The organism is Methylocystis sp. IM3 (assembly GCF_038070105.1).
GTDB lineage: Bacteria > Pseudomonadota > Alphaproteobacteria > Rhizobiales > Beijerinckiaceae > Methylocystis.
Genome location: NZ_JBBPBZ010000001.1, coordinates 82,781 through 98,862 on the forward strand (window position 1 = coordinate 82,781; position 16,082 = coordinate 98,862).

At 61.0% G+C, this 16,082-nt stretch carries 21 protein-coding genes and 3 pseudogenes; 5 read left to right on the forward strand and 19 right to left on the reverse strand.

What is annotated here, in order from left to right; translation table 11 throughout:
• Nucleotides 1-73 precede the first annotated feature (73 nt).
• On the reverse strand, nt 74-865 hold the full coding sequence (locus WOC76_RS00390; protein ID WP_341102652.1) for a DUF4158 domain-containing protein: 792 nt from the start codon (nt 863-865) through the stop codon (nt 74-76).
• A 330-nt stretch (nt 866-1,195) separates the two neighbouring features.
• Between WOC76_RS00390 and WOC76_RS24150 the strand changes: the two genes are divergently transcribed.
• Nucleotides 1,196-1,663 (forward strand): transposase, encoded by a 468-nt coding sequence (locus tag WOC76_RS24150; protein ID WP_445730565.1) that lies wholly within the window; start codon nt 1,196-1,198, stop codon nt 1,661-1,663.
• Between the two features lie 27 nt (nt 1,664-1,690).
• On the opposite strand, the gene WOC76_RS00400 is transcribed toward WOC76_RS24150, so the two are convergent.
• Both WOC76_RS00400 and WOC76_RS00405 read right to left on the reverse strand, forming a co-directional pair.
• Nucleotides 1,691-2,320 carry a TMEM175 family protein gene (locus WOC76_RS00400; RefSeq protein WP_341102654.1) on the reverse strand — a complete coding sequence of 210 codons (630 nt, stop codon included), beginning with the start codon at nt 2,318-2,320 and terminating at the stop codon, nt 1,691-1,693.
• 63 nt (nt 2,321-2,383) lie between these two features.
• Nucleotides 2,384-2,650: a TIGR02300 family protein gene (locus WOC76_RS00405; RefSeq protein WP_341102655.1), complete on the reverse strand. Its 267-nt coding sequence runs from the start codon at nt 2,648-2,650 to the stop codon at nt 2,384-2,386.
• Nucleotides 2,651-3,554: 904 nt separating this feature from the next.
• Between WOC76_RS00405 and WOC76_RS00410 the strand changes: the two genes are divergently transcribed.
• A complete protein-coding gene (locus WOC76_RS00410) occupies nt 3,555-5,123 on the forward strand; it encodes an ISL3 family transposase (protein ID WP_341390085.1) in 1,569 nt (522 codons plus the stop codon).
• Entirely contained in the window at nt 5,083-5,505 is a 423-nt protein-coding gene (locus tag WOC76_RS00415) for a response regulator (RefSeq protein WP_341103020.1), read from the forward strand. Before WOC76_RS00410 ends, WOC76_RS00415 begins: the two co-directional genes overlap by 41 nt.
• Nucleotides 5,506-5,571: 66 nt before the next feature.
• Here the strand turns inward: WOC76_RS00415 and WOC76_RS00420 are convergent.
• The 12 genes and pseudogenes from WOC76_RS00420 to WOC76_RS00470 all read right to left on the reverse strand — a co-directional run.
• Nucleotides 5,572-5,942 (reverse strand): annotated as a pseudogene (locus tag WOC76_RS00420) (DUF932 domain-containing protein); the annotation flags it as partial.
• Nucleotides 5,943-6,231: 289 nt separating this feature from the next.
• Complete coding sequence (locus WOC76_RS00425) at nt 6,232-6,462, reverse strand: hypothetical protein (protein ID WP_341102660.1); 231 nt, start codon at nt 6,460-6,462, stop codon at nt 6,232-6,234.
• Nucleotides 6,463-6,581: 119 nt separating this feature from the next.
• Nucleotides 6,582-7,028 (reverse strand): annotated as a pseudogene (locus tag WOC76_RS24155) (class I SAM-dependent methyltransferase); the annotation flags it as partial.
• Between the two features lie 212 nt (nt 7,029-7,240).
• Nucleotides 7,241-8,272 carry an ACR3 family arsenite efflux transporter gene (gene arsB / locus WOC76_RS00430; protein WP_341103022.1) on the reverse strand — a complete coding sequence of 344 codons (1,032 nt, stop codon included), beginning with the start codon at nt 8,270-8,272 and terminating at the stop codon, nt 7,241-7,243.
• Between the two features lie 81 nt (nt 8,273-8,353).
• Nucleotides 8,354-10,120 carry an arsenical pump-driving ATPase gene (gene arsA, locus WOC76_RS00435; RefSeq protein WP_341102662.1) on the reverse strand — a complete coding sequence of 589 codons (1,767 nt, stop codon included), beginning with the start codon at nt 10,118-10,120 and terminating at the stop codon, nt 8,354-8,356.
• 5 nt (nt 10,121-10,125) lie between these two features.
• Entirely contained in the window at nt 10,126-10,485 is a 360-nt protein-coding gene (gene arsD / locus WOC76_RS00440; RefSeq protein WP_341102664.1) for an arsenite efflux transporter metallochaperone ArsD, read from the reverse strand.
• An 18-nt stretch (nt 10,486-10,503) separates the two neighbouring features.
• On the reverse strand, nt 10,504-10,920 hold the full coding sequence (gene arsC, locus WOC76_RS00445; protein ID WP_341103023.1) for an arsenate reductase (glutaredoxin): 417 nt from the start codon (nt 10,918-10,920) through the stop codon (nt 10,504-10,506).
• 1 nt (nt 10,921) lies between these two features.
• Entirely contained in the window at nt 10,922-11,449 is a 528-nt protein-coding gene (locus tag WOC76_RS00450) for an arsenate reductase ArsC (protein ID WP_341102667.1), read from the reverse strand.
• Entirely contained in the window at nt 11,446-11,943 is a 498-nt protein-coding gene (locus WOC76_RS00455) for an ArsI/CadI family heavy metal resistance metalloenzyme (RefSeq protein WP_341390082.1), read from the reverse strand. Before WOC76_RS00455 ends, WOC76_RS00450 begins: the two co-directional genes overlap by 4 nt.
• On the reverse strand, nt 11,912-12,280 hold the full coding sequence (locus WOC76_RS00460; RefSeq protein WP_341102670.1) for an ArsR/SmtB family transcription factor: 369 nt from the start codon (nt 12,278-12,280) through the stop codon (nt 11,912-11,914). The genes WOC76_RS00455 and WOC76_RS00460 overlap by 32 nt, the downstream gene beginning before the upstream one ends.
• A gap of 74 nt (nt 12,281-12,354) precedes the next feature.
• Nucleotides 12,355-12,579 carry a GDCCVxC domain-containing (seleno)protein gene (locus WOC76_RS00465; RefSeq protein ID WP_341102672.1) on the reverse strand — a complete coding sequence of 75 codons (225 nt, stop codon included), beginning with the start codon at nt 12,577-12,579 and terminating at the stop codon, nt 12,355-12,357.
• Nucleotides 12,579-13,010, reverse strand: coding sequence for a mercuric transporter MerT family protein (locus tag WOC76_RS00470; protein WP_341102673.1), 432 nt, complete (start codon nt 13,008-13,010; stop codon nt 12,579-12,581). Before WOC76_RS00470 ends, WOC76_RS00465 begins: the two co-directional genes overlap by 1 nt.
• A 70-nt stretch (nt 13,011-13,080) precedes the next feature.
• Here WOC76_RS00470 and WOC76_RS00475 point away from each other — a divergent pair, with 70 nt between their 5' ends.
• On the forward strand, nt 13,081-13,488 hold the full coding sequence (locus WOC76_RS00475; protein WP_341102675.1) for a MerR family transcriptional regulator: 408 nt from the start codon (nt 13,081-13,083) through the stop codon (nt 13,486-13,488).
• Nucleotides 13,489-13,793: 305 nt separating this feature from the next.
• Here WOC76_RS00475 and WOC76_RS00480 read toward each other — a convergent pair whose 3' ends face one another.
• From WOC76_RS00480 to WOC76_RS00495, 4 genes are all read right to left on the reverse strand, one after another.
• Nucleotides 13,794-14,162 (reverse strand): STAS/SEC14 domain-containing protein, encoded by a 369-nt coding sequence (locus WOC76_RS00480; protein WP_341390079.1) that lies wholly within the window; start codon nt 14,160-14,162, stop codon nt 13,794-13,796.
• 69 nt (nt 14,163-14,231) lie between these two features.
• Nucleotides 14,232-14,555 (reverse strand): copper-binding protein, encoded by a 324-nt coding sequence (locus tag WOC76_RS00485; RefSeq protein WP_341102678.1) that lies wholly within the window; start codon nt 14,553-14,555, stop codon nt 14,232-14,234.
• Between the two features lie 28 nt (nt 14,556-14,583).
• The gene (locus tag WOC76_RS00490; protein ID WP_341102680.1) at nt 14,584-15,021 is read right to left on the reverse strand and encodes a four-helix bundle copper-binding protein; all 438 of its coding nucleotides are present in this window, start codon (nt 15,019-15,021) and stop codon (nt 14,584-14,586) included.
• A gap of 25 nt (nt 15,022-15,046) precedes the next feature.
• Nucleotides 15,047-15,481: a hypothetical protein gene (locus tag WOC76_RS00495; RefSeq protein ID WP_341102681.1), complete on the reverse strand. Its 435-nt coding sequence runs from the start codon at nt 15,479-15,481 to the stop codon at nt 15,047-15,049.
• Between the two features lie 156 nt (nt 15,482-15,637).
• On the opposite strand from WOC76_RS00495, the pseudogene WOC76_RS00500 reads away from it, so the two are divergent.
• A pseudogene (locus WOC76_RS00500) lies at nt 15,638-16,060 on the forward strand (NADPH-dependent FMN reductase); the annotation flags it as partial.
• Nucleotides 16,061-16,082 lie beyond the last annotated feature (22 nt).

The window sequence follows — 16,082 nt, forward strand, 5'->3', positions numbered from 1 at the left end:
GGATCGCTTCCATCTCACCAGTGAACACAACCAGAGTCGCCAGTCGGCGCGGCGTGTCGAAGCGCGAAAGATGCTATGCGCTGAGAATAGCCGTTTCCTTGGCGGTCGTCCTATATCGGGCGCGATGAATCCGTTGCTCGCGATCCGGCCCAACGCCCAGGCTTCGGACGAATTGCAGGCGCTCGACGATCCCGACCAGGTTCTTCTGCGTCGGCGCCTCTTGCCCGTCGCGCAACCAGGCGAGCCGCGTGCGATCTCTGTCGTCGCTGACCGCGATCAAGGCTTGTAGTTCATTGATCGTCCGCTGCTCCAATCCCTCGATGAGATTCTTGTGGGCCTGCTTTCGCGCGCGAGCACGAGCCGCCAGACCGATGCGTTCTAGGATTGTCGCCGCCGGCAACAAAATGCCGCGAGTTCGGAGAGCTTCGATCATGGCGGCAACAATGGCGTCGCCGCGGTCCGTGCCAGTCGCTTCGGTCGTCGCGATCTTTGCGACATATCGATAATCATCGCCGCTGAAAGGACGAACGCCCAGATATGACTGTATGTCGCCGAGGTGCTCCCAGCGCGTTTCCTCTCGACGAGCATACTCGTGAAACATTCCCGGCTCGATGCTGAGTTGACTGGCAATGAATGACAGAACGTCCTCGGGCGGGGTTTCGTCAATGCCGAGCACTCGACCTGGAAAGCGCTGGTAGGCGAGATGGAGCGCGAACCCAAGTCGGTTGGCATCGCGCCGCCGTCTCCGGACAAGCGCCAAATCATCGGGCGAAAACGTGTAGTACCGGATAATTGCCGTCGGATCGCAGGGCGGATCGAACAGCGCCGCACGGGCCTGCGACGAGAGGATTTCGTGCTTCTTCATCGCCGGCTCCCTTGTTGCGAAAACGTTCGTTCGCGCAGCAGTCCGGCTTTTCAATATTTTTCAATGCCTTGGCATCCGCGCTACACCATAGCCAAGATACCAGCGAACCTCCATCAGCGCCTTAGCGTAGGGTCTTGGGAAGATTCTGCGATGACCCATTGTACGAAATCGCGGCTACACAGGCAGCCGCTCCCATTTGGAGCGCTTTCTTTCTGAATGGCGGCGCGTGGAGCGTCCCGAGACAAGCCGGCGGAGAGAGCTGGCAATAGAGGAGCGCGCTATCGATCCCGCGACGGGCTGGCAAATCTCTCCCCTCGTCGCGGCCGCTCTTTGTATGAAGCCGACGCGCATGCTCAACCATTCTCAGGTCGCCAAGGTGGCCGTGTTAAAAGAAGCCTCTCCCAGCTTTGTCGTCATGCGCTGGCGATGCGATTTCGTGGCCTTTTACGAGGCGCCGATCCCGACAAGCTCGTCTCTTGGCTCGAAGATGCGCGCCATTCGGGCATTCATGCCCTACAGCAGTTCGCGCGGACATTTGCCCGCGGCATCGACGCCGTCGAGAACGCTATCATCGAACCATGGAGCAGTGGCCAGGCCGAAGGCCAAATCAACAGATTGAAAACCCTCAAGCGGGCCATGTTCTGCCGCGCGGGCATCGAATTGTTGCGGGCACGAATGCTGCCAATCCCACAATCGACCTCCCCGGAAAGTGACGAAGACCCCTTCTCTGGCGCTTCTTGTGTGGGGCGGGAGGGACAGCGCCGCCCGTCTTTCACAGGGCTCGCGCTCAGCCTTTAGACATCGTCTAGGCAAGCTTTTGACAGATTATATCATTCGAACCTCGCTTGGCCAGCCACGAAATGCAAAAAATAGCGCTAGCAGGAGACACATCGTCACGCTTCCGATCTCGGTGATGAAAGACGTTGCGAACGCGCCAAAATAGAGGATCGGGCCAAGCTTGTAATGACTGGTGATCCTCAGGGCATTCTCCTCCTCCGAAGTTGTTGCGTCTATCGCCAGCAGCTTTCCCTGCTTAGAGGCGTGAAGCCATAGCCCTTGAAATACAAGCGAAATGGCAAGAAACGTCCCCGTGTACAAGCTCGCCGCAACTTTAGCTTCTGGATGCAAGAGATATTCTGAGAGCAACCCGGTAGGAAACGGAATAAACGTGACAAAAAGAAGCAGCAGGCCGTTCCAATAAACTAATACAAGATCCGCCCGCCGAATTGCGGCGAAGATCCAGTGATGGTGAGACCAGATGACGAGAATGGTGATGAAGGAGATCAAGAAAGCGAGATAACTGGGCCAGTTATCGAGCAACGCGAGGGTCATGCCGCGCGTTGCGACTGTGTCCTGACTCGGCACCTTTATTTCCAGAACAAGAAGCGTGATGGCAATTGCAAAAACTCCATCACTGAACGACTCGATCCGATGGGTTTCCCGGTCTTGTGTCATTGTGTCCTTTGTCGACGCGCGACGCCCTCGGCTCATCCCTTCGGTCTGCTGGGTATGATGATTCTACTCCGCTTCGGGGAGCGCGCTTTCTACCTCCTCTTCGCTCTCGTCGTCCAATGTAACGGCTTCAGCCGGTGACGGGTCCGGCTGGGCATTCGCCGTGTATTCGGAAGGGCGCGGCCGCGCGTATTTAGTTGACGAGCGCACAATCTCGACGACTTGAAAAACCGCGGCGCATTTGGGACAAACAATCGGGTTGCGATTGAGGTCAAAAAAGAGCGTGGTACAGCTCAAACATCGACGCTTCTCGCCGAGATCAGCTTTAGCCATTGAGTTTATTCCTGACTGGGCGTCGCGGCGTGCTTCACGCGCTCGGCTCGTTGGAGGGACATCAAGCAAATGAGTGCTAAAGCGAAGCCAGCCTTGATCCCGAAAATCGAAGGAATCTCGATCACACCGAAGCCATTCCGAGCTTCCACTTTGTGAATCGGGTTTCCATGGCGCGCCATTTCCATAGAACGGACGCCTCGCCACATGATCGGTGTTCTTGAAGAGGTCGCCGCGCGGCAGACGCTTCGCCCCGCGGTAACCAGACTGACTTGACTTAGTCACTGATTGAGAAAATACAAGGGATTTCTTACTTTTTGGCTTTGAAACAGGGGCTACGGAAGCCAGGATTTCGCAGCAACGTGGGCCGTCACTTTGAATGGTCTTCGGCTGCCGATTTTGCGCCCGGGGCGCGCGGCGACAGTTTTAGACCGCCTCGGTGCACCCCACCCGACGCTCTCGCACGTGACCACGAATGATGGCAGCACGGGTCACCGCCTCGGATTGCTTTCCCAGGGAAGTCCCCAGTGGCTTTGTGGCTCTCAGGTTAGCCGCTTACAGTTGCAAGGGCAGTCTCGGCATGACGCCGTCAGGCGCGACGCCGAGGCGCTGCGTCATTTGTCCGTGCTGGGCGATCTTTGATGCTTCAGTTCGCGCCGGGGGCGAAGATCTATCTTGCGCTGAAGCCTGTTGTCGGGAGCCATCTTGGCTTGAGAATTTCCGATTCCAAATCAAAAAAGCCACGATACGTGAGAATATGGACCGCCGAAATTCTCACGTTTCGTGGGTCTTCCTCACTTTGTGTTGCACCCTTGATCGACTGGGAGCAAGGCCATAGCTTGACCGCGTGGCAAGAAACTATATTTGGTCCCTGGGGAAGGGCGTCCGAATTCTGGACGCAAAACAGATGGCTGGCCAATGGCTGATCTCGGCGGCGGCCGTCGGGTCTGGTGTCTGTCCGGACTGCGGGAAGCGCTCGACGCGCCGATACGGCTGGCATGAGCGCCATCTACAAGATTTGCCGGCGCAAGGCGCCCCTGTTGCTGTAAAACTTCGCCTCCAGCGCTGGCGGTGTCGAAACGAAGCCTGCGAGCGTAAGACGTTCACCGCGCTACTGCCCGATGTCGCAGCGCCCCGAGCGCGTCGCACCGAGCGGCCCACAGAAATCATTTATCTTCTCGGCCATGGCGTGGGCGGGCGTCCGGGAGAGCGCCTGATCAAGCGAATTGGCATGCCGACCAGTGACGACACGATCCTTCGCTGTTTGAAACGACGGGTAAAGGCGCGCAGATCGAAAGAGACGGCGCGGGTTGTGGGCGTCGATAATTGGGCTTGGCGCAAGGGCTCCACTTACGGGACCATCATCGTGGACCTGGAGCGACGGGAGGTGCTCGATCTCTTCCCGGAACGCGCGGCAGGCATGACTGCAGACTGGCTCAAGCGGCATCCTGGCGTCGAGATTATCAGCCGTGATCGCTGCGGTTCGTTCGCCCAGGGCGCACACGAGGGCGCGCCGCAGGCACGGCAAATCGCCGACCGTTTTCATATCCTACAGAACCTGCGCGAGGCCGTTCAGGCGCAACTCGGCCGTGCAGCAGGGTTTTCCGCACGTCCATTGTTGCCGGCGGACGGCGAAGAGGTCGCCAGCGTGAGAGACAAGCATGGCGGCGCTGAACACCGCCGCCTCACTAGAGTGGCGAATGAGCGTTCAAGGCAAGCGGTCTTCGATCGGGTTCGCGCGCTACGCAGGGAGGGTCGAAATGTGATGGACATCGCGCGACAGACGGGCTTCGATCGCCGCACGGTCGCCAAATGGATCCGAGCCGAAGCGCTTCCTCAACGGAGCGCTTCGGCCCCGAAGACGACGTCTCCGTGGCATTTCGAGGATTATCTTTCGCGCCGCTGGTCAGAAGGTTGCGTGCGCGGTCGTCGCCTGTTCCAGGAAATTAAAGCGCGTGGTTACACCGGCAGTTTCTCAAATCTCGAACGGCTGCTGGCGAAATGGCGTAATCCGAAACGCAAAACCACAAGGACCGCTCCGATTGCTCCAAGGACGCAGCCACTGGATCCGGCGACCGGACGTTCGATTTCGCCGATAGTCGCCGCCGCGCTCTGCATCAAACCGCGCGGGCTGTTGACCGTCAATCAAGCTGCAAAAGTCGATGCCATGAAAAAGGACTGGCCAGAGTTCGCGACAATGCGTCGGCTCGCCATGCGGTTCAGGGGCCTGATCAAAAGCAAGAGCGCCACCAAGCTCGGTAGCTGGCTGAGAGACGCCCAATCGGGCTTGTACGCGATGCAACGCTTCGCTCGTTGCGCGACATCGGCGATAGTGCCCGCTTGTAATAGAAGTGGACACGATCGTCGCGCCACCCGTCAGCCAGCTATCCCAAAAACCGAGTCCAACGCCAGGCGGCCGCCGCCGAAGGGATACGATGAGATGGGCACTCAGACAAATCCTTATCATCGAGGATGAATCAATCATTGCCGATGACCTTGCATGCATCGTGGAGCAACTCGGGCTTCGCGTGTCGGGCATGGCGAAGACCTCTGCTGAAGCGATTGCTCTGGCGAAGCTCGCTCCCATCGGCCTGATCTTGAGTGATGTCAGGCTCGACGACGGCAGCTCTGGCATACGGGCGGTCGAAGACATACTTGAAGAGCAAGAGGTCGCGGTCATCGTTATAACGGCCTGCCCGCAGTTGGTGCCTCCGTCGTTCAGGGAAACGGCATTTGTAGTGAGCAAGCCATACCGAGAAGCAGCCGTTATGATGGCGATCGAACAGGCGGTATCCAGACAGTGCGACTGCCCGAAATTGCTCCCTTGCGCCTGTGGCTCTCCGAGGCATCCGTTTTGAGCTTGCGCGCAGTCCAGCGATGGGGGAAGGTGCTCGCGCCTTTCCCCCGAGCACGGACGCGGCCAGAAGCCCGGCAAGCGGGGCTGGGAGTTGGCGCAGGTAAGCCGCGGCGCCCCGACCAGGCTTGCGAGTTGACCAAAGCTCCAATGGGTCATCGCGACCGGACTGTCGGAACCCGGCACCGCAAGTAAAAGCCGTTCGGCGTCGTCGCGGCTGGCTTCCACTCGGATTGCGGCGCTTTCGATTGTCCGCGTGCGGCTGCGCTCGGTCCGGCCACGCACGGCGGCGAACAGATCCGACAGGGAGAGGTATCGCTCATCCGCAGGGCGAGAAAACCATTCGGAGGACACGCGACCAATTCGCTCGCCACGGCTTGCGTCCACTTTGTAGCCGCCATCACGCCCGCGAGCCGCGCCCAAAGTCTCCACGTGAATCATCGATCGTCTCCACGACGGCTCCGAGAGCCTCTCTCTCGGTCCTCAACCCGTCACTGCGTCAAGCGCAGCCCTCTAACTTTAAGAATGGAGGTTGCAGAACGAGGCGACGCCAACTGACACCGAAGGGTGAACGAGACCACTAACGTGGTTGAGGCAATGCCGGATCCTTCCCAGCCCAGTAGCGGCACGACCGTGCGCTCAATACCACCATGACTGTCTTCGCCGAGGTTTCTGAGCCACCACTACGACAAGACGCCAGAGGCATGCAGGGGATCGATAATGTTGCGTTCTATTTGATAGCGACGCTGTAAACAACATTCGTTGTGATGGCGTGGCATTGCCCGAGGAGCGCAAGATTCCTCTCGCGCACCCTAGCAAATGTCGTCGTGTCGAGTTGGGCGAGGGTTCCGCGGTAGCCGCTGCCCATGGCGACCAGCCACCAATCCTCGGGGGAGCCGAGCGGGTGGCTTGCGGCTTCCGCGACAATTTCCACGTTTTCGATCCCAGCCTCGCGGAGCATCTCGCGCAGCCCCTCAGGCGTCGAAATACGCTCCCACGGATTGAAGCCCTTAATGAGGTCGGGGCGTTCCGCGCTGATGGCTTCCCAAAAGGCGCTGTTGGCGGGCTCAAAGAGGTCCGGCCCCCGAGCCTCCCGTCGGGACGCACCATGCGCCACAACTCCTTGGTAGCCGCCGCCATGTCGGGGACGAAGAAAATCCCGAAGACGCAGACCGCGACATCGAAGCTGGCGTCGGGATAGCCGAGCGCGAGCATGTCGCCTGTCTGGAATTCAATATTGCCGAGGCCCTCGGCGCGCGCTTTCGCCTCTCCCAAGGCGACGAGTCGTTCGGCGAGATCGACCGCGACGACTTTGCCTTGTGGCCCGACTGCTTCGGCAGCAGGCAGCGCAGAGCCGCCGCTTCCGCAGCACACATCGAGGACGGTTTCTCCCGCCCGCAACCCGAGGCGTTCAACTGTGCGCCGCCCAAAGCGGTGCCAGAAGGAGCTCACGGGGTGGTCAAAATGATCCGCCGCCGCGTTGTAGGCGGCGGCGGCCTTGGCTTTCGCCTCTTCCAGTTCGCCCATGGCGTCTAGCCAATTCCCTCAACAATCCGACCAGTTCCGTCGCAGCGCTCACAGGGCTCTTGCTCTGATTGGCCGGTTTTCTGATCAGTCTGTTTGCCTGTCCCGTGGCAATCGGGGCAGACATCCTCGCCTGTGCCGGGCGTGCCGGCTTCCGGGTCGTCGTCAGGCGTGTGGTGGCGAAGTGGGTTTTTCGACATCTTTGTCTTCTCTGATCACGAAGCCGCGCTCTGTTCATACCACCCGCGCGAGCGCCGGACGATATGGACGACGGAGAGCATGACCGGCACCTCGACGAGGACGCCGACGACGGTCGCCAGCGCCGCCCCGGACTGGAAGCCGAACAGTGCGATCGCCGTCGCGACGGCAAGCTCGAAAAAGTTGCTGGCGCCGATCAGCGCCGAAGGGCCGGCGACGCACCACTCGACGCCAAGCGCCCGGTTGAGCAGATAGGCGAAGCCCGCATTGAAATAGACTTGGATCAGGATCGGCGCCGCCAGCAGGCCAATGACGAGCGGCTGGGCGATGATCTGTTCGCCCTGCAGGCCGAAGAGAATGACGAGCGTCAATAACAGGGCCGAAAGCGACAGCGGGCCGAGCCGCGCCAGCGTCTTCTGCAAGGCGTCCTGCCCGCCTTGCGCCAGCAGCGCCCGCCGCCAGAGTTGCGCGACAATGACCGGCACGACGATGTAAAGCACGACCGACAGCAGCAGCGTGTTCCAGGGCACGGTGATGGAGGAGAGGCCGAGCAGCAAGGCGACAATCGGCGCGAAGGCGATCACCATGATGGTGTCGTTCAGCGCGACTTGCGACAGCGTGAAATGCGGCTCACCATCGACGAGGTTCGACCAGACGAAGACCATGGCCGTGCAGGGCGCGGCGGCCAGCAGGATCAGGCCCGCGATATAGCTATCGATCTGGTCAGCCGGCAGGTAGGGTCGGAATAGATGGGAGATGAACAGCCAGCCGAGCAGCGCCATGGAGAAGGGCTTTACCAGCCAGTTAATGCCGACCGTCACCGCAATCCCGCGCCAATGCTCCTTGACCTGCCCCAGAGCCGCAAGGTCGATCTTGAGCAGCATCGGGATGATCATCAGCCAGATCAGCACGGCGACCGGTAAATTGACCTCCGCGACCGTCGCCCCGCCGATGGCGCGGAAGACCGCAGGCATCGCCTGCCCAAGGACCACCCCCGCGACGATGCAGAGCGCGACCCAAAGCGTCAGGTAACGCTCGAAAACGCCCATGGCGGGCGCTTGGCGGGTTTGAGGCGGATGCGAGAGTGTTGAGGCTTCACTCATGGCCGTTACTCTTCCTCTAAAGCAGGCTTAGACCGGTTCCCTGAGGGGCGCGGCCAGTTTGAGAAGGCGTTCGACGCCGACGGGTTCTTCCTCAAGAAGCGGCACGGCGGCGTAGCGGCGGGCATGGGCGGTCGCCACCTTCTCCACTTCCGCCAGCTCGCTTTGCGCGCGCTTGCGTAGGAGAGGCGAGCGCGGACGCGCCGCCGCCACGCTGTTGTTGATGACCCATGCCCATGGTTCGATGCCGGCGCGCCGCAGATCGGCTTGCAGATTGGCTGCTTCGAGGACCGGCGTGGTTTCCGCCAAGGTGACGAGAAGGACCTTGGTGCGCTTCGAATCCTGAAGCTGCATCATCGGCGTCGTGTAATGCGCGCCTTTGGCGTCGAGCATGCGCGCGACCTCGCGGTGATAGGCGCCCGTCGCGTCCAAGAGCAGCAGCGTATGGCCGGTTGGCGCCGTGTCCATCACCACGAATTTCTCGCCGGCCTCGCGGATGATGCGCGAGAAAGCCTGAAAGACCGCGATTTCCTCGGTGCAGGGCGAGCGCAAATCTTCTTCGAGCAAAGCGCGCCCTTGGGCATCAAGGCTTGCGCCTTTCGTCCGCAGCACCTCCTGCCGGTAGCGTTCGGTTTCGGCGTGCGGGTCGATACGGCTAACCGTCAGATGGGCCATGGAGCCATGCAGCGTTTCAGTAAGATGCGCGGCAGGGTCGGAAGTGCTGAGGTGAACCGGTAGCCCGCGCCGCGCCAGCTCAACGGCAACCGCCGCCGCCAGCGTCGTCTTGCCGACGCCGCCCTTGCCCATGAGCATGACCAGCCCATGGCCGTCAGCCGCAATGTCATCCACGAGATCGGCGAGGCTGGGTGCGCGGAGCGCGACCGGCTCTCCCGCCGCGTCCGGCTGGGGCGCGGTTTCCACAAGGAGCTGGCGCAGCGCGTCGAGGCCGACGAGGTTGAACGGTTTGAGCGGCACATCATCGCGGGGCAGCGCGCGAAGCGCCTCGGGGATCGCGGCCAAGGCCGCTTGCTCGCGTCGGTGAATTGCCTTGGCAAGCGGATCGAGCGCCGCTTCTTCCTCGGGCAACAGCCCATTGACGATCAGGAATTGCTGGGTAAGGCCGATTGCCGCCAGCTCGCCATGGGTGCGCGCCGCTTCGCGCAGCGCGGAGTTCTGGGCGCGGGCGACAAGGACGAGGCGGGTGCGTAGCCCATTCGCCAGCGCCTGCACAGTGGCGCTGTATTGGGCGCGCTGCTTCTCAAGGCCCGCCAGCGGCCCAAGGCATGAGGCGTCGCCTTTCCCGGCGTCGAGGAAGCCCGACCAGGCGACGGGCAGTTGCAGCAGGCGGATGGTGTGGCCGGTCGGCGCGGTGTCGAAAACAATATGGTCGTAAGCCGAGGTGATTTCCGTATCGGTCAGAAGCGCGGTGAATTCGTCGAAGGCGGCGATTTCGGTCGTACAGGCTCCCGAAAGCTGTTCCTCAATGCCTTTGACGACGGCCTCCGGCAGCTTGCCGCGCACCGGGCCGACGATACGGTCGAGATAGGCTTGCGCCGCCGCCTCCGGGTCGATTTCGAGGGCAAAAAGCCGCGGAACTGCGTCAACTGCGGTGATCTTGTTTCCGACCGAGATCCCGAAGACCTGGCCGACATTCGACGCCGGATCCGTGCTGACCAGCAGCACGCCGCGTCCGGCCTCCGCGAGCCGGATCGCAGTTGCGCAGGCGACCGAGGTCTTGCCGACGCCGCCCTTGCCGGTGAAGAAGAGGAAACGCGGCGCCTTTTCAAGGAATTTCATCGTCTTCAACAGCAAGAGGTCTTGCCGCCGCAGCATGATCCCTGTTGCGCTTCGGCCGCTTCCTTGACGCCCGCCCAGCGCGCCAGCTCCGCGCGGTTGGGATAACGTCCGGCAAGCACGATATCGCCATTAACGAGGCTTAGCGGAAGCGCCTCCTGGCCCGAGCGCTCCAAAAAGCTTTTCACGGTCGCATTGTCGGCGAAGGCCAGAGGTTGCTGGGCGAGATTGAAGCGCTCGATTTGCACGCCGTTCCTTTTCGCCCAATCGACATCCGCCGCAAAGGAGACAAGCGCCTGATCAGTCTCGACGCCGCAGACGCCGCTGCTGCAGCAAAGGGCCGGATCGAAAACCTGGATAGTGGTCATTTGGCGCCTTTCGAAAAGTCAGAGTAAGGAGGCCTTGCCGGGGACAACTTCGCCGTCTTCCTTGGTGAAGTCGCCAATGTTGGGGTTGGGGAGAATATCGAGCACGGCGTCTGACGGCCGGCATAGCCGCGCGCCTTTCGGCGTCACGACGATCGGCCGGTTAATCAGGACGGGGTGTTCGAGCATGAAGCCGATCAGTTCGTCTTCGGTCCATTTAGGGTCGCCAAGGCCGAGCGCGTCATAGGGCGTCCCCTTTTGACGTAGCAGTTCCCGCGCGGAGATGCCCATAGCCTTCAGCAGCTCGATGAGCCGCTCGCGCGTCGGCGGGTCTTTAAGATACTCGATGATGTTTGGTTCTTCGCCGCTTTGGCGAATCATCGCTAGCGTGTTGCGCGAGGTCCCGCAGGCGGGGTTGTGATAGATGGTGATCGTCACATTAGGCGTCCGTCTTGTGGCCATGAGAGGCGCCTTCGGACTCGCCGATCGCGCGCAGACGCGCTTTCAGTTTGAGTTTGTCGAGGCGGTGGATAGGCGTCGCCAGCAGGAGCGAAATGCGGGTCTTGAGGTATCGGAAAGCGAGCGCGAAGGAGCGCTGCTTGTCCAAATCTGAGCCCTCGACCGCAGCCGGGTCTTCAATGCCCCAGTGCGCGGTCATGGGCTGACCCGGCCAGATCGGGCAGGCCTCGCCGGCCGCGTTATCGCAGACCGTAAACACGAAATCCATCACTGGCGCGCCGGGAGCCGCGAACTCCTCCCAGTTCTTCGAGCGAAAGCCGTCAATCGGATAGTCACAGGCCTCCAGAGTCTTCAAGGCGTAAGGGTTGATAACGCTTTTGGGATGGCTTCCCGCCGAGAAGGCGTTGAAACGGCCGGAGCCGTCCTTGCGGAGAATGCTTTCCGCCATGATCGAGCGAGCAGTGTTGCCAGTGCAGAGAAAAAGCACGTTGTAGACGCGGTCGGTCATTTGTTGGATCCCGTTTGAGAACAACAAGCGGTTTCAATAACCGGCGCAGGCTTGGGGCCACAGCAGGGGGAAGCCTCCGGCTTGCTGCGGCCGGTGCGAAAACCTGCGAGCTTCTCGTCATCGCCGTAGACAGTACTGTCGCCGGTTGTCAAGAACGTCTCCCACAAGACTCCTTGCGGGTCGGAGGTCCACGCTTTCTCGGAGTTGGCGTAGCAGCAGGTTGTCGCGCCTTCTTCCAGCACAGGCCGTTCGGCCTGTTGCAGGCGGCTATAGACTTGTCTCAACTCTTCGGGCGTCTCGACCTGAATCCCGAGATGATCGACGCCCGCCTTTCCGCCGCGCGCCGAAATCGCGAAATTTACGCGCGGATCATCCAGCATCCATTTTGCGTAATCGGGCTTGGCGACGGTCGGCTCAGTCCCGAAAAGCGCGCTGTAAAAGCGGACAGACCCCGAAAGGTCCTCAACGGACACGTGCACGTGCAGGCGTTTCATTGCTTCCCTTTGGCTGGCAGATTGAAGGAGCGGCGGCTTCGCAAGAGGCGGCTGCGCCTTGGCAGCAATTTTCGGTCATGTAAGCGAGCAGCGCGTTCATGACCGGATAAGCCGCCGAGTAGATCAGCGACCGACTTGCGCGGCGGAAGGTCACAAGATCCGCGTGCTTAAGCTGGCTGAGGTGGAAAGACAGCGTCGCGGGCGGCAGGCCGAGCCGCTCGCCGATCCGCCCCGCAGGGAGCCCATCCGGCCCGGCTTGCATCAGCAGCCTAAAAATATCCAGGCGGGTCTCATGACCGAGGGCGACAAGGGCGGCGATGGCTTCTTGTTTTTCCATCCTTCCAATATGGTGGAAACATCATCCAAGTCAAGCACTATGCAAAGCGCCTCCCAGTTAAGGCTCTTGGTCTTCTATGGGCCGAAGCAGCAGGCGGCGGGGCGCTGCTCCCTTGCTTCCTGAATTGGCGGGCACGGGATGTCCCCATAGGAGCAGAAGACGCAGCAGTCCCCCGCTTTCGGCTTCAATAGCGCCCCGCAGCCCTTGCATTCATAGAGGACCTGGCAGGCGTCGGTCGGCATCGTCTCAGCCGATTGGCGCCCGCAGGACGGGCAGGTGATGATCGATACGAGCTGCATCAGCGGCTCCGAAACAGCTTGAGCAGCGCCGGGTCGATGTAGCCCCAACTTGCCGCCGCCAGCACGGTTAGCGAGGCGCAGAGCAGAAGCGCCAACGTTGCGCGTGAGCGCTGCGGCGACGCGCAGCTCTCGCCCAAGGTGCACGCAACAGGGCGTTTCAACCACCATGCCCCCCAACCGCCGATAATGGCCAAGGCGCTGACCAGCAAAAATGGCGTTCGCCATTCGGCGATCATTGCGAGCCCGCCGAGAACGCCCGCGCCCGCGCCAAGCGCGGCGAGCCCGAGCGGGATCACGCAGCACGAAGAGGCGACGACCGCGCCCAATCCCGCGACAAGCCCCAGGGCGGCAAACCATTTCGGGGAGGCTGGCAGGTGGGCGGGAGACGAAGCGGCTGGCGTTGTTTCTTGCGCTGTGTCGTTGACGGTCATGTCTCGCTCTTGCTCGATGGTCGCGGTATCCTGCACCCCGTAGCGACTACGGGTGCAAGAGGAATAATCCGTGAAATCCTTGACCATCGGGCAGCTCGCGGCGGCGGCGGGCGTCAATCTCGAGACCGTGCGCTATTACGAGCGCATCAAGCTCATGCCGCCGCCCGCAAGAACCGCGAGCGGACACCGCGCCTACGAGCCAGCCCATATCCGCAGGCTGGCCTTCATCCGCCGCGCCCGCGAGCTTGGCTTTAACATCGAGCAAATCCGCGCCCTGCTGGCGCTCGCCGAGCCGTCACGCGCCTCTTGTGCGGAGGTGAGAGAGATTGCGCGGAAACATCTCGACGAGGTGCGGGCGAAACTCGCGGACCTCGCCAGACTGGAAGGCCTTCTTGCGAAGACAATCGCTCGCTGCTCTGATGACCCCGCGCCGCCATGTCCCGTGCTGAATATGCTGACGACGACGAACCGTGGATAAGCCAAGAAAAGCGCATCGCACCTCAAACCCCACGTGCGGGGGCACGATCGGCGGCGCGACCTTCAAGCTGTCGTTCCCCCAATTGAGAATACCTTCGGCGTGAGCGGAAACAATGCTTGGACCGATTCGAACCTTTGCGGTCCTCGAAAGGAGCGCCGACGAGTGTCGACGATGCCCACGCCCTTTTTGATGGGCCCGGCCGCAACCTACTCTGGCCTACCCGCGACGCTAGCGAGCACCCAAAGTGGCGGACTCAAGCGCAATTGCTCAAGACCGGGGCAGTGTGCGGACACCTGGTTACGCCCTTATCGAGCGCTTTCCAACCACCTACGGGCTTCGGTAGCGTCGGCAACCGTAAACACTTTCGTCGCGCTGGGCAGGATGAATCCAAACGTACGACCTAGCCGCTTGATCCAGGGGACATCGGTGACGACGGCGATACGCTTCCAGCGCGTGATATGGCGGACGCCCACCCAGAAATCCTTCCACATTGCGCTCAGAGAGATCCCCGTGAAGTCCGGTGCGATTTCGTAATAAACGCGGACGCGATCGTAGTGCTTCAGCGTTCGCTCAACAGCCGGTACAAGGACCGTATCGTAGTCTGCACCGCTTACGAAACCGCTCCCTTTGAGCGCGATCGTGTCCGGCGCGAAGCCCTTCAGCGTCTCAATCATTGCTGCATTCCTTCCGAATCCAACGCTGAGCTCTTGCTACTGCTAACGGTCGAATTCGCGACCCCCGTGTTATTTCTGTCGGCTGATACCCGTGACCAGGTAGCGACCTTTGTCGTCCCGCGTCACCGTGAATTTGACGGTCTGGCCCTTCTCCAAGCTCGAAAGATCGACGCCGGGCGCGACTTGGAAGGCCATCGTCATAGCAGGCATATCGATGCCTCCGGAAATTGGCCCATGGGCAATCATGAGCTTATGCTCGTCGGGGTCGACGCCTCGGATGACGCCTTCGGCCTTTCCGACTGGCGGTTCCTTATTCTGCGCGACCGCCCCCGACGCGAGGCCGACGGCCAGAGCGATCGAAGCAGTCAGTTGCCGACGTCTACTGGCTTTCATAAGCTTCTGCCCACTTTCGTCCGCTGGCTTAAACCTTACGGCACTCTTCGGCGCATTTCTGGCTGGCGTCGCCGCAGGCTTTGCATTCGACAACCTTGGGAAACTTGTCGCATTCCTTTTTGCAATCGTCGCAAACTTTCTCGACGGTCTTTGCGAGCGAGTGCGCGTGTGGTGAATTGACAGAGGTGAGCGCGGCAAGCGCCCCGCACGCGGCGACGAGCTGGTATGTCGCATTGGCGCAAGCGGCCATGCTCGTATCCTTCATAGAGAACATGCCAAAACAATGCCTGAGGCAATCATTGCCCGTCGCCACGCAATCGATGCTGGTTTTTCCGAGGGCTTTGTAAAGCGGCGGGTGCATGTCTTCCATTCCACCGCCTTCGCCGGCAGCTTGGGCAAAAGCCTGTGAAGCTGAAGCAGCGGCGGCGACCCCGCCCATGGCGACGATAAATTCGCGGCGTTGCATGGCTTTCTCCTAGAATACGCACCAATCAACCGATCGCCCGCTCTCCGTTCGCTGTTCCCTGGGCTCGATTACATACCCGCCGCAGCTCCTTCTTGATTTGCGCTAATGCGAAGCGCCCGCTTGCGGCGATTTGATCACCTGGCCGACGCGTAACCGTCTGGAGAAAGGCCAGGAGTGGCTCTTTTGATTCTACGCACTGCCGCGCATTGCCGTAATTTCGGGCGGCGATTTGCCCGTAGAGTGTCGCCCGACCTAATCGCATAGCTCTCACCCGTTGCAGCTTCTCGTGCTTCGGCATCAGGTTCGGGAGTTGCCTCAGGAACTCTGGACATTCAGGCGTAATCGTCTCGTTTGGAAAGGCCAGCTCAGACGTTGCGTTAAAGCTCTGATGCGTGATCGCCACGTGCGACCGCGAAGGCGCGGACATCATCAGCTGCATGCGGGCCAACAGATAGGCCATGGAAGCGGCCATTAGAACAGGCCCATCATCGCCGAGAAGGCTAGAAACAGGTTGCGAGCCATCGCTGCGGAAATGATGTGCGCCCGCGCGCCGATGAAGAAAACAAGAGCGAGCGGCGCATTTGCGCCGGTGAATTGGTAGGCTCCTTCGGGCTGAAAGTTGATGATCGATCCCCTTGTCTGCGCTGACGGCGGCAATCCGGATCCAACACGGACCCAGGGCAAGAATGTTGCGCTTGCAAAGGAGCTCGAACTGGCGGATTGGCCCTATCCGCGCCATTTAGCCGGCCGCGAATATTCCATCGTCGTGCATGGCGATGTCGAGGGCGCAGAAACGCTCTGGCGGATGCTGTCAGACTGGCTTAGCTCGATGCATCTCGAGGCGGCGGGAGCCGTTGCTGAGCTCGATCGCTATATTGGCTATTGGAAGCCCTATGCGACGAGCCACGAGGAACTCGACGCCGACACGGCCATCCAGGAAGAAGTGCGCCTTGCGGCGGATACATTGGCCGCCGCCGCCGCGTCTCGTAGAACAAGACCGCCGCCCGAAATCGCGACAACAGAGCCACGTCAGAAATAGTGACCCGAGCGATCAGGTCGCT

Excerpts from the sequence above, each read along its gene's own strand:
- WOC76_RS00390 (WP_341102652.1), bottom strand. The coding sequence starts at position 865 with ATGAAGAAGCACGAAATCCTCTCGTCGCAGGCCCGTGCGGCGCTGTTC.
- WOC76_RS00400 (WP_341102654.1), bottom strand. The coding sequence starts at position 2,320 with ATGACACAAGACCGGGAAACCCATCGGATCGAGTCGTTCAGTGATGGA.
- WOC76_RS00405 (WP_341102655.1), bottom strand. The coding sequence starts at position 2,650 with ATGGCTAAAGCTGATCTCGGCGAGAAGCGTCGATGTTTGAGCTGTACC.
- WOC76_RS00410 (WP_341390085.1), top strand. The coding sequence starts at position 3,555 with ATGGCTGGCCAATGGCTGATCTCGGCGGCGGCCGTCGGGTCTGGTGTC.
- WOC76_RS00415 (WP_341103020.1), top strand. The coding sequence starts at position 5,083 with ATGAGATGGGCACTCAGACAAATCCTTATCATCGAGGATGAATCAATC.
- WOC76_RS00425 (WP_341102660.1), bottom strand. The coding sequence starts at position 6,462 with ATGCTCCGCGAGGCTGGGATCGAAAACGTGGAAATTGTCGCGGAAGCC.
- arsB (WP_341103022.1), bottom strand. The coding sequence starts at position 8,272 with ATGGGCGTTTTCGAGCGTTACCTGACGCTTTGGGTCGCGCTCTGCATC.
- arsA (WP_341102662.1), bottom strand. The coding sequence starts at position 10,120 with ATGAAATTCCTTGAAAAGGCGCCGCGTTTCCTCTTCTTCACCGGCAAG.
- arsD (WP_341102664.1), bottom strand. The coding sequence starts at position 10,485 with ATGACCACTATCCAGGTTTTCGATCCGGCCCTTTGCTGCAGCAGCGGC.
- WOC76_RS00450 (WP_341102667.1), bottom strand. The coding sequence starts at position 11,449 with ATGACCGACCGCGTCTACAACGTGCTTTTTCTCTGCACTGGCAACACT.
- WOC76_RS00455 (WP_341390082.1), bottom strand. The coding sequence starts at position 11,943 with ATGAAACGCCTGCACGTGCACGTGTCCGTTGAGGACCTTTCGGGGTCT.
- WOC76_RS00460 (WP_341102670.1), bottom strand. The coding sequence starts at position 12,280 with ATGGAAAAACAAGAAGCCATCGCCGCCCTTGTCGCCCTCGGTCATGAG.
- WOC76_RS00465 (WP_341102672.1), bottom strand. The coding sequence starts at position 12,579 with ATGCAGCTCGTATCGATCATCACCTGCCCGTCCTGCGGGCGCCAATCG.
- WOC76_RS00470 (WP_341102673.1), bottom strand. The coding sequence starts at position 13,010 with ATGACCGTCAACGACACAGCGCAAGAAACAACGCCAGCCGCTTCGTCT.
- WOC76_RS00480 (WP_341390079.1), bottom strand. The coding sequence starts at position 14,162 with ATGATTGAGACGCTGAAGGGCTTCGCGCCGGACACGATCGCGCTCAAA.
- WOC76_RS00485 (WP_341102678.1), bottom strand. The coding sequence starts at position 14,555 with ATGAAAGCCAGTAGACGTCGGCAACTGACTGCTTCGATCGCTCTGGCC.
- WOC76_RS00490 (WP_341102680.1), bottom strand. The coding sequence starts at position 15,021 with ATGCAACGCCGCGAATTTATCGTCGCCATGGGCGGGGTCGCCGCCGCT.
- WOC76_RS00495 (WP_341102681.1), bottom strand. The coding sequence starts at position 15,481 with ATGGCCTATCTGTTGGCCCGCATGCAGCTGATGATGTCCGCGCCTTCG.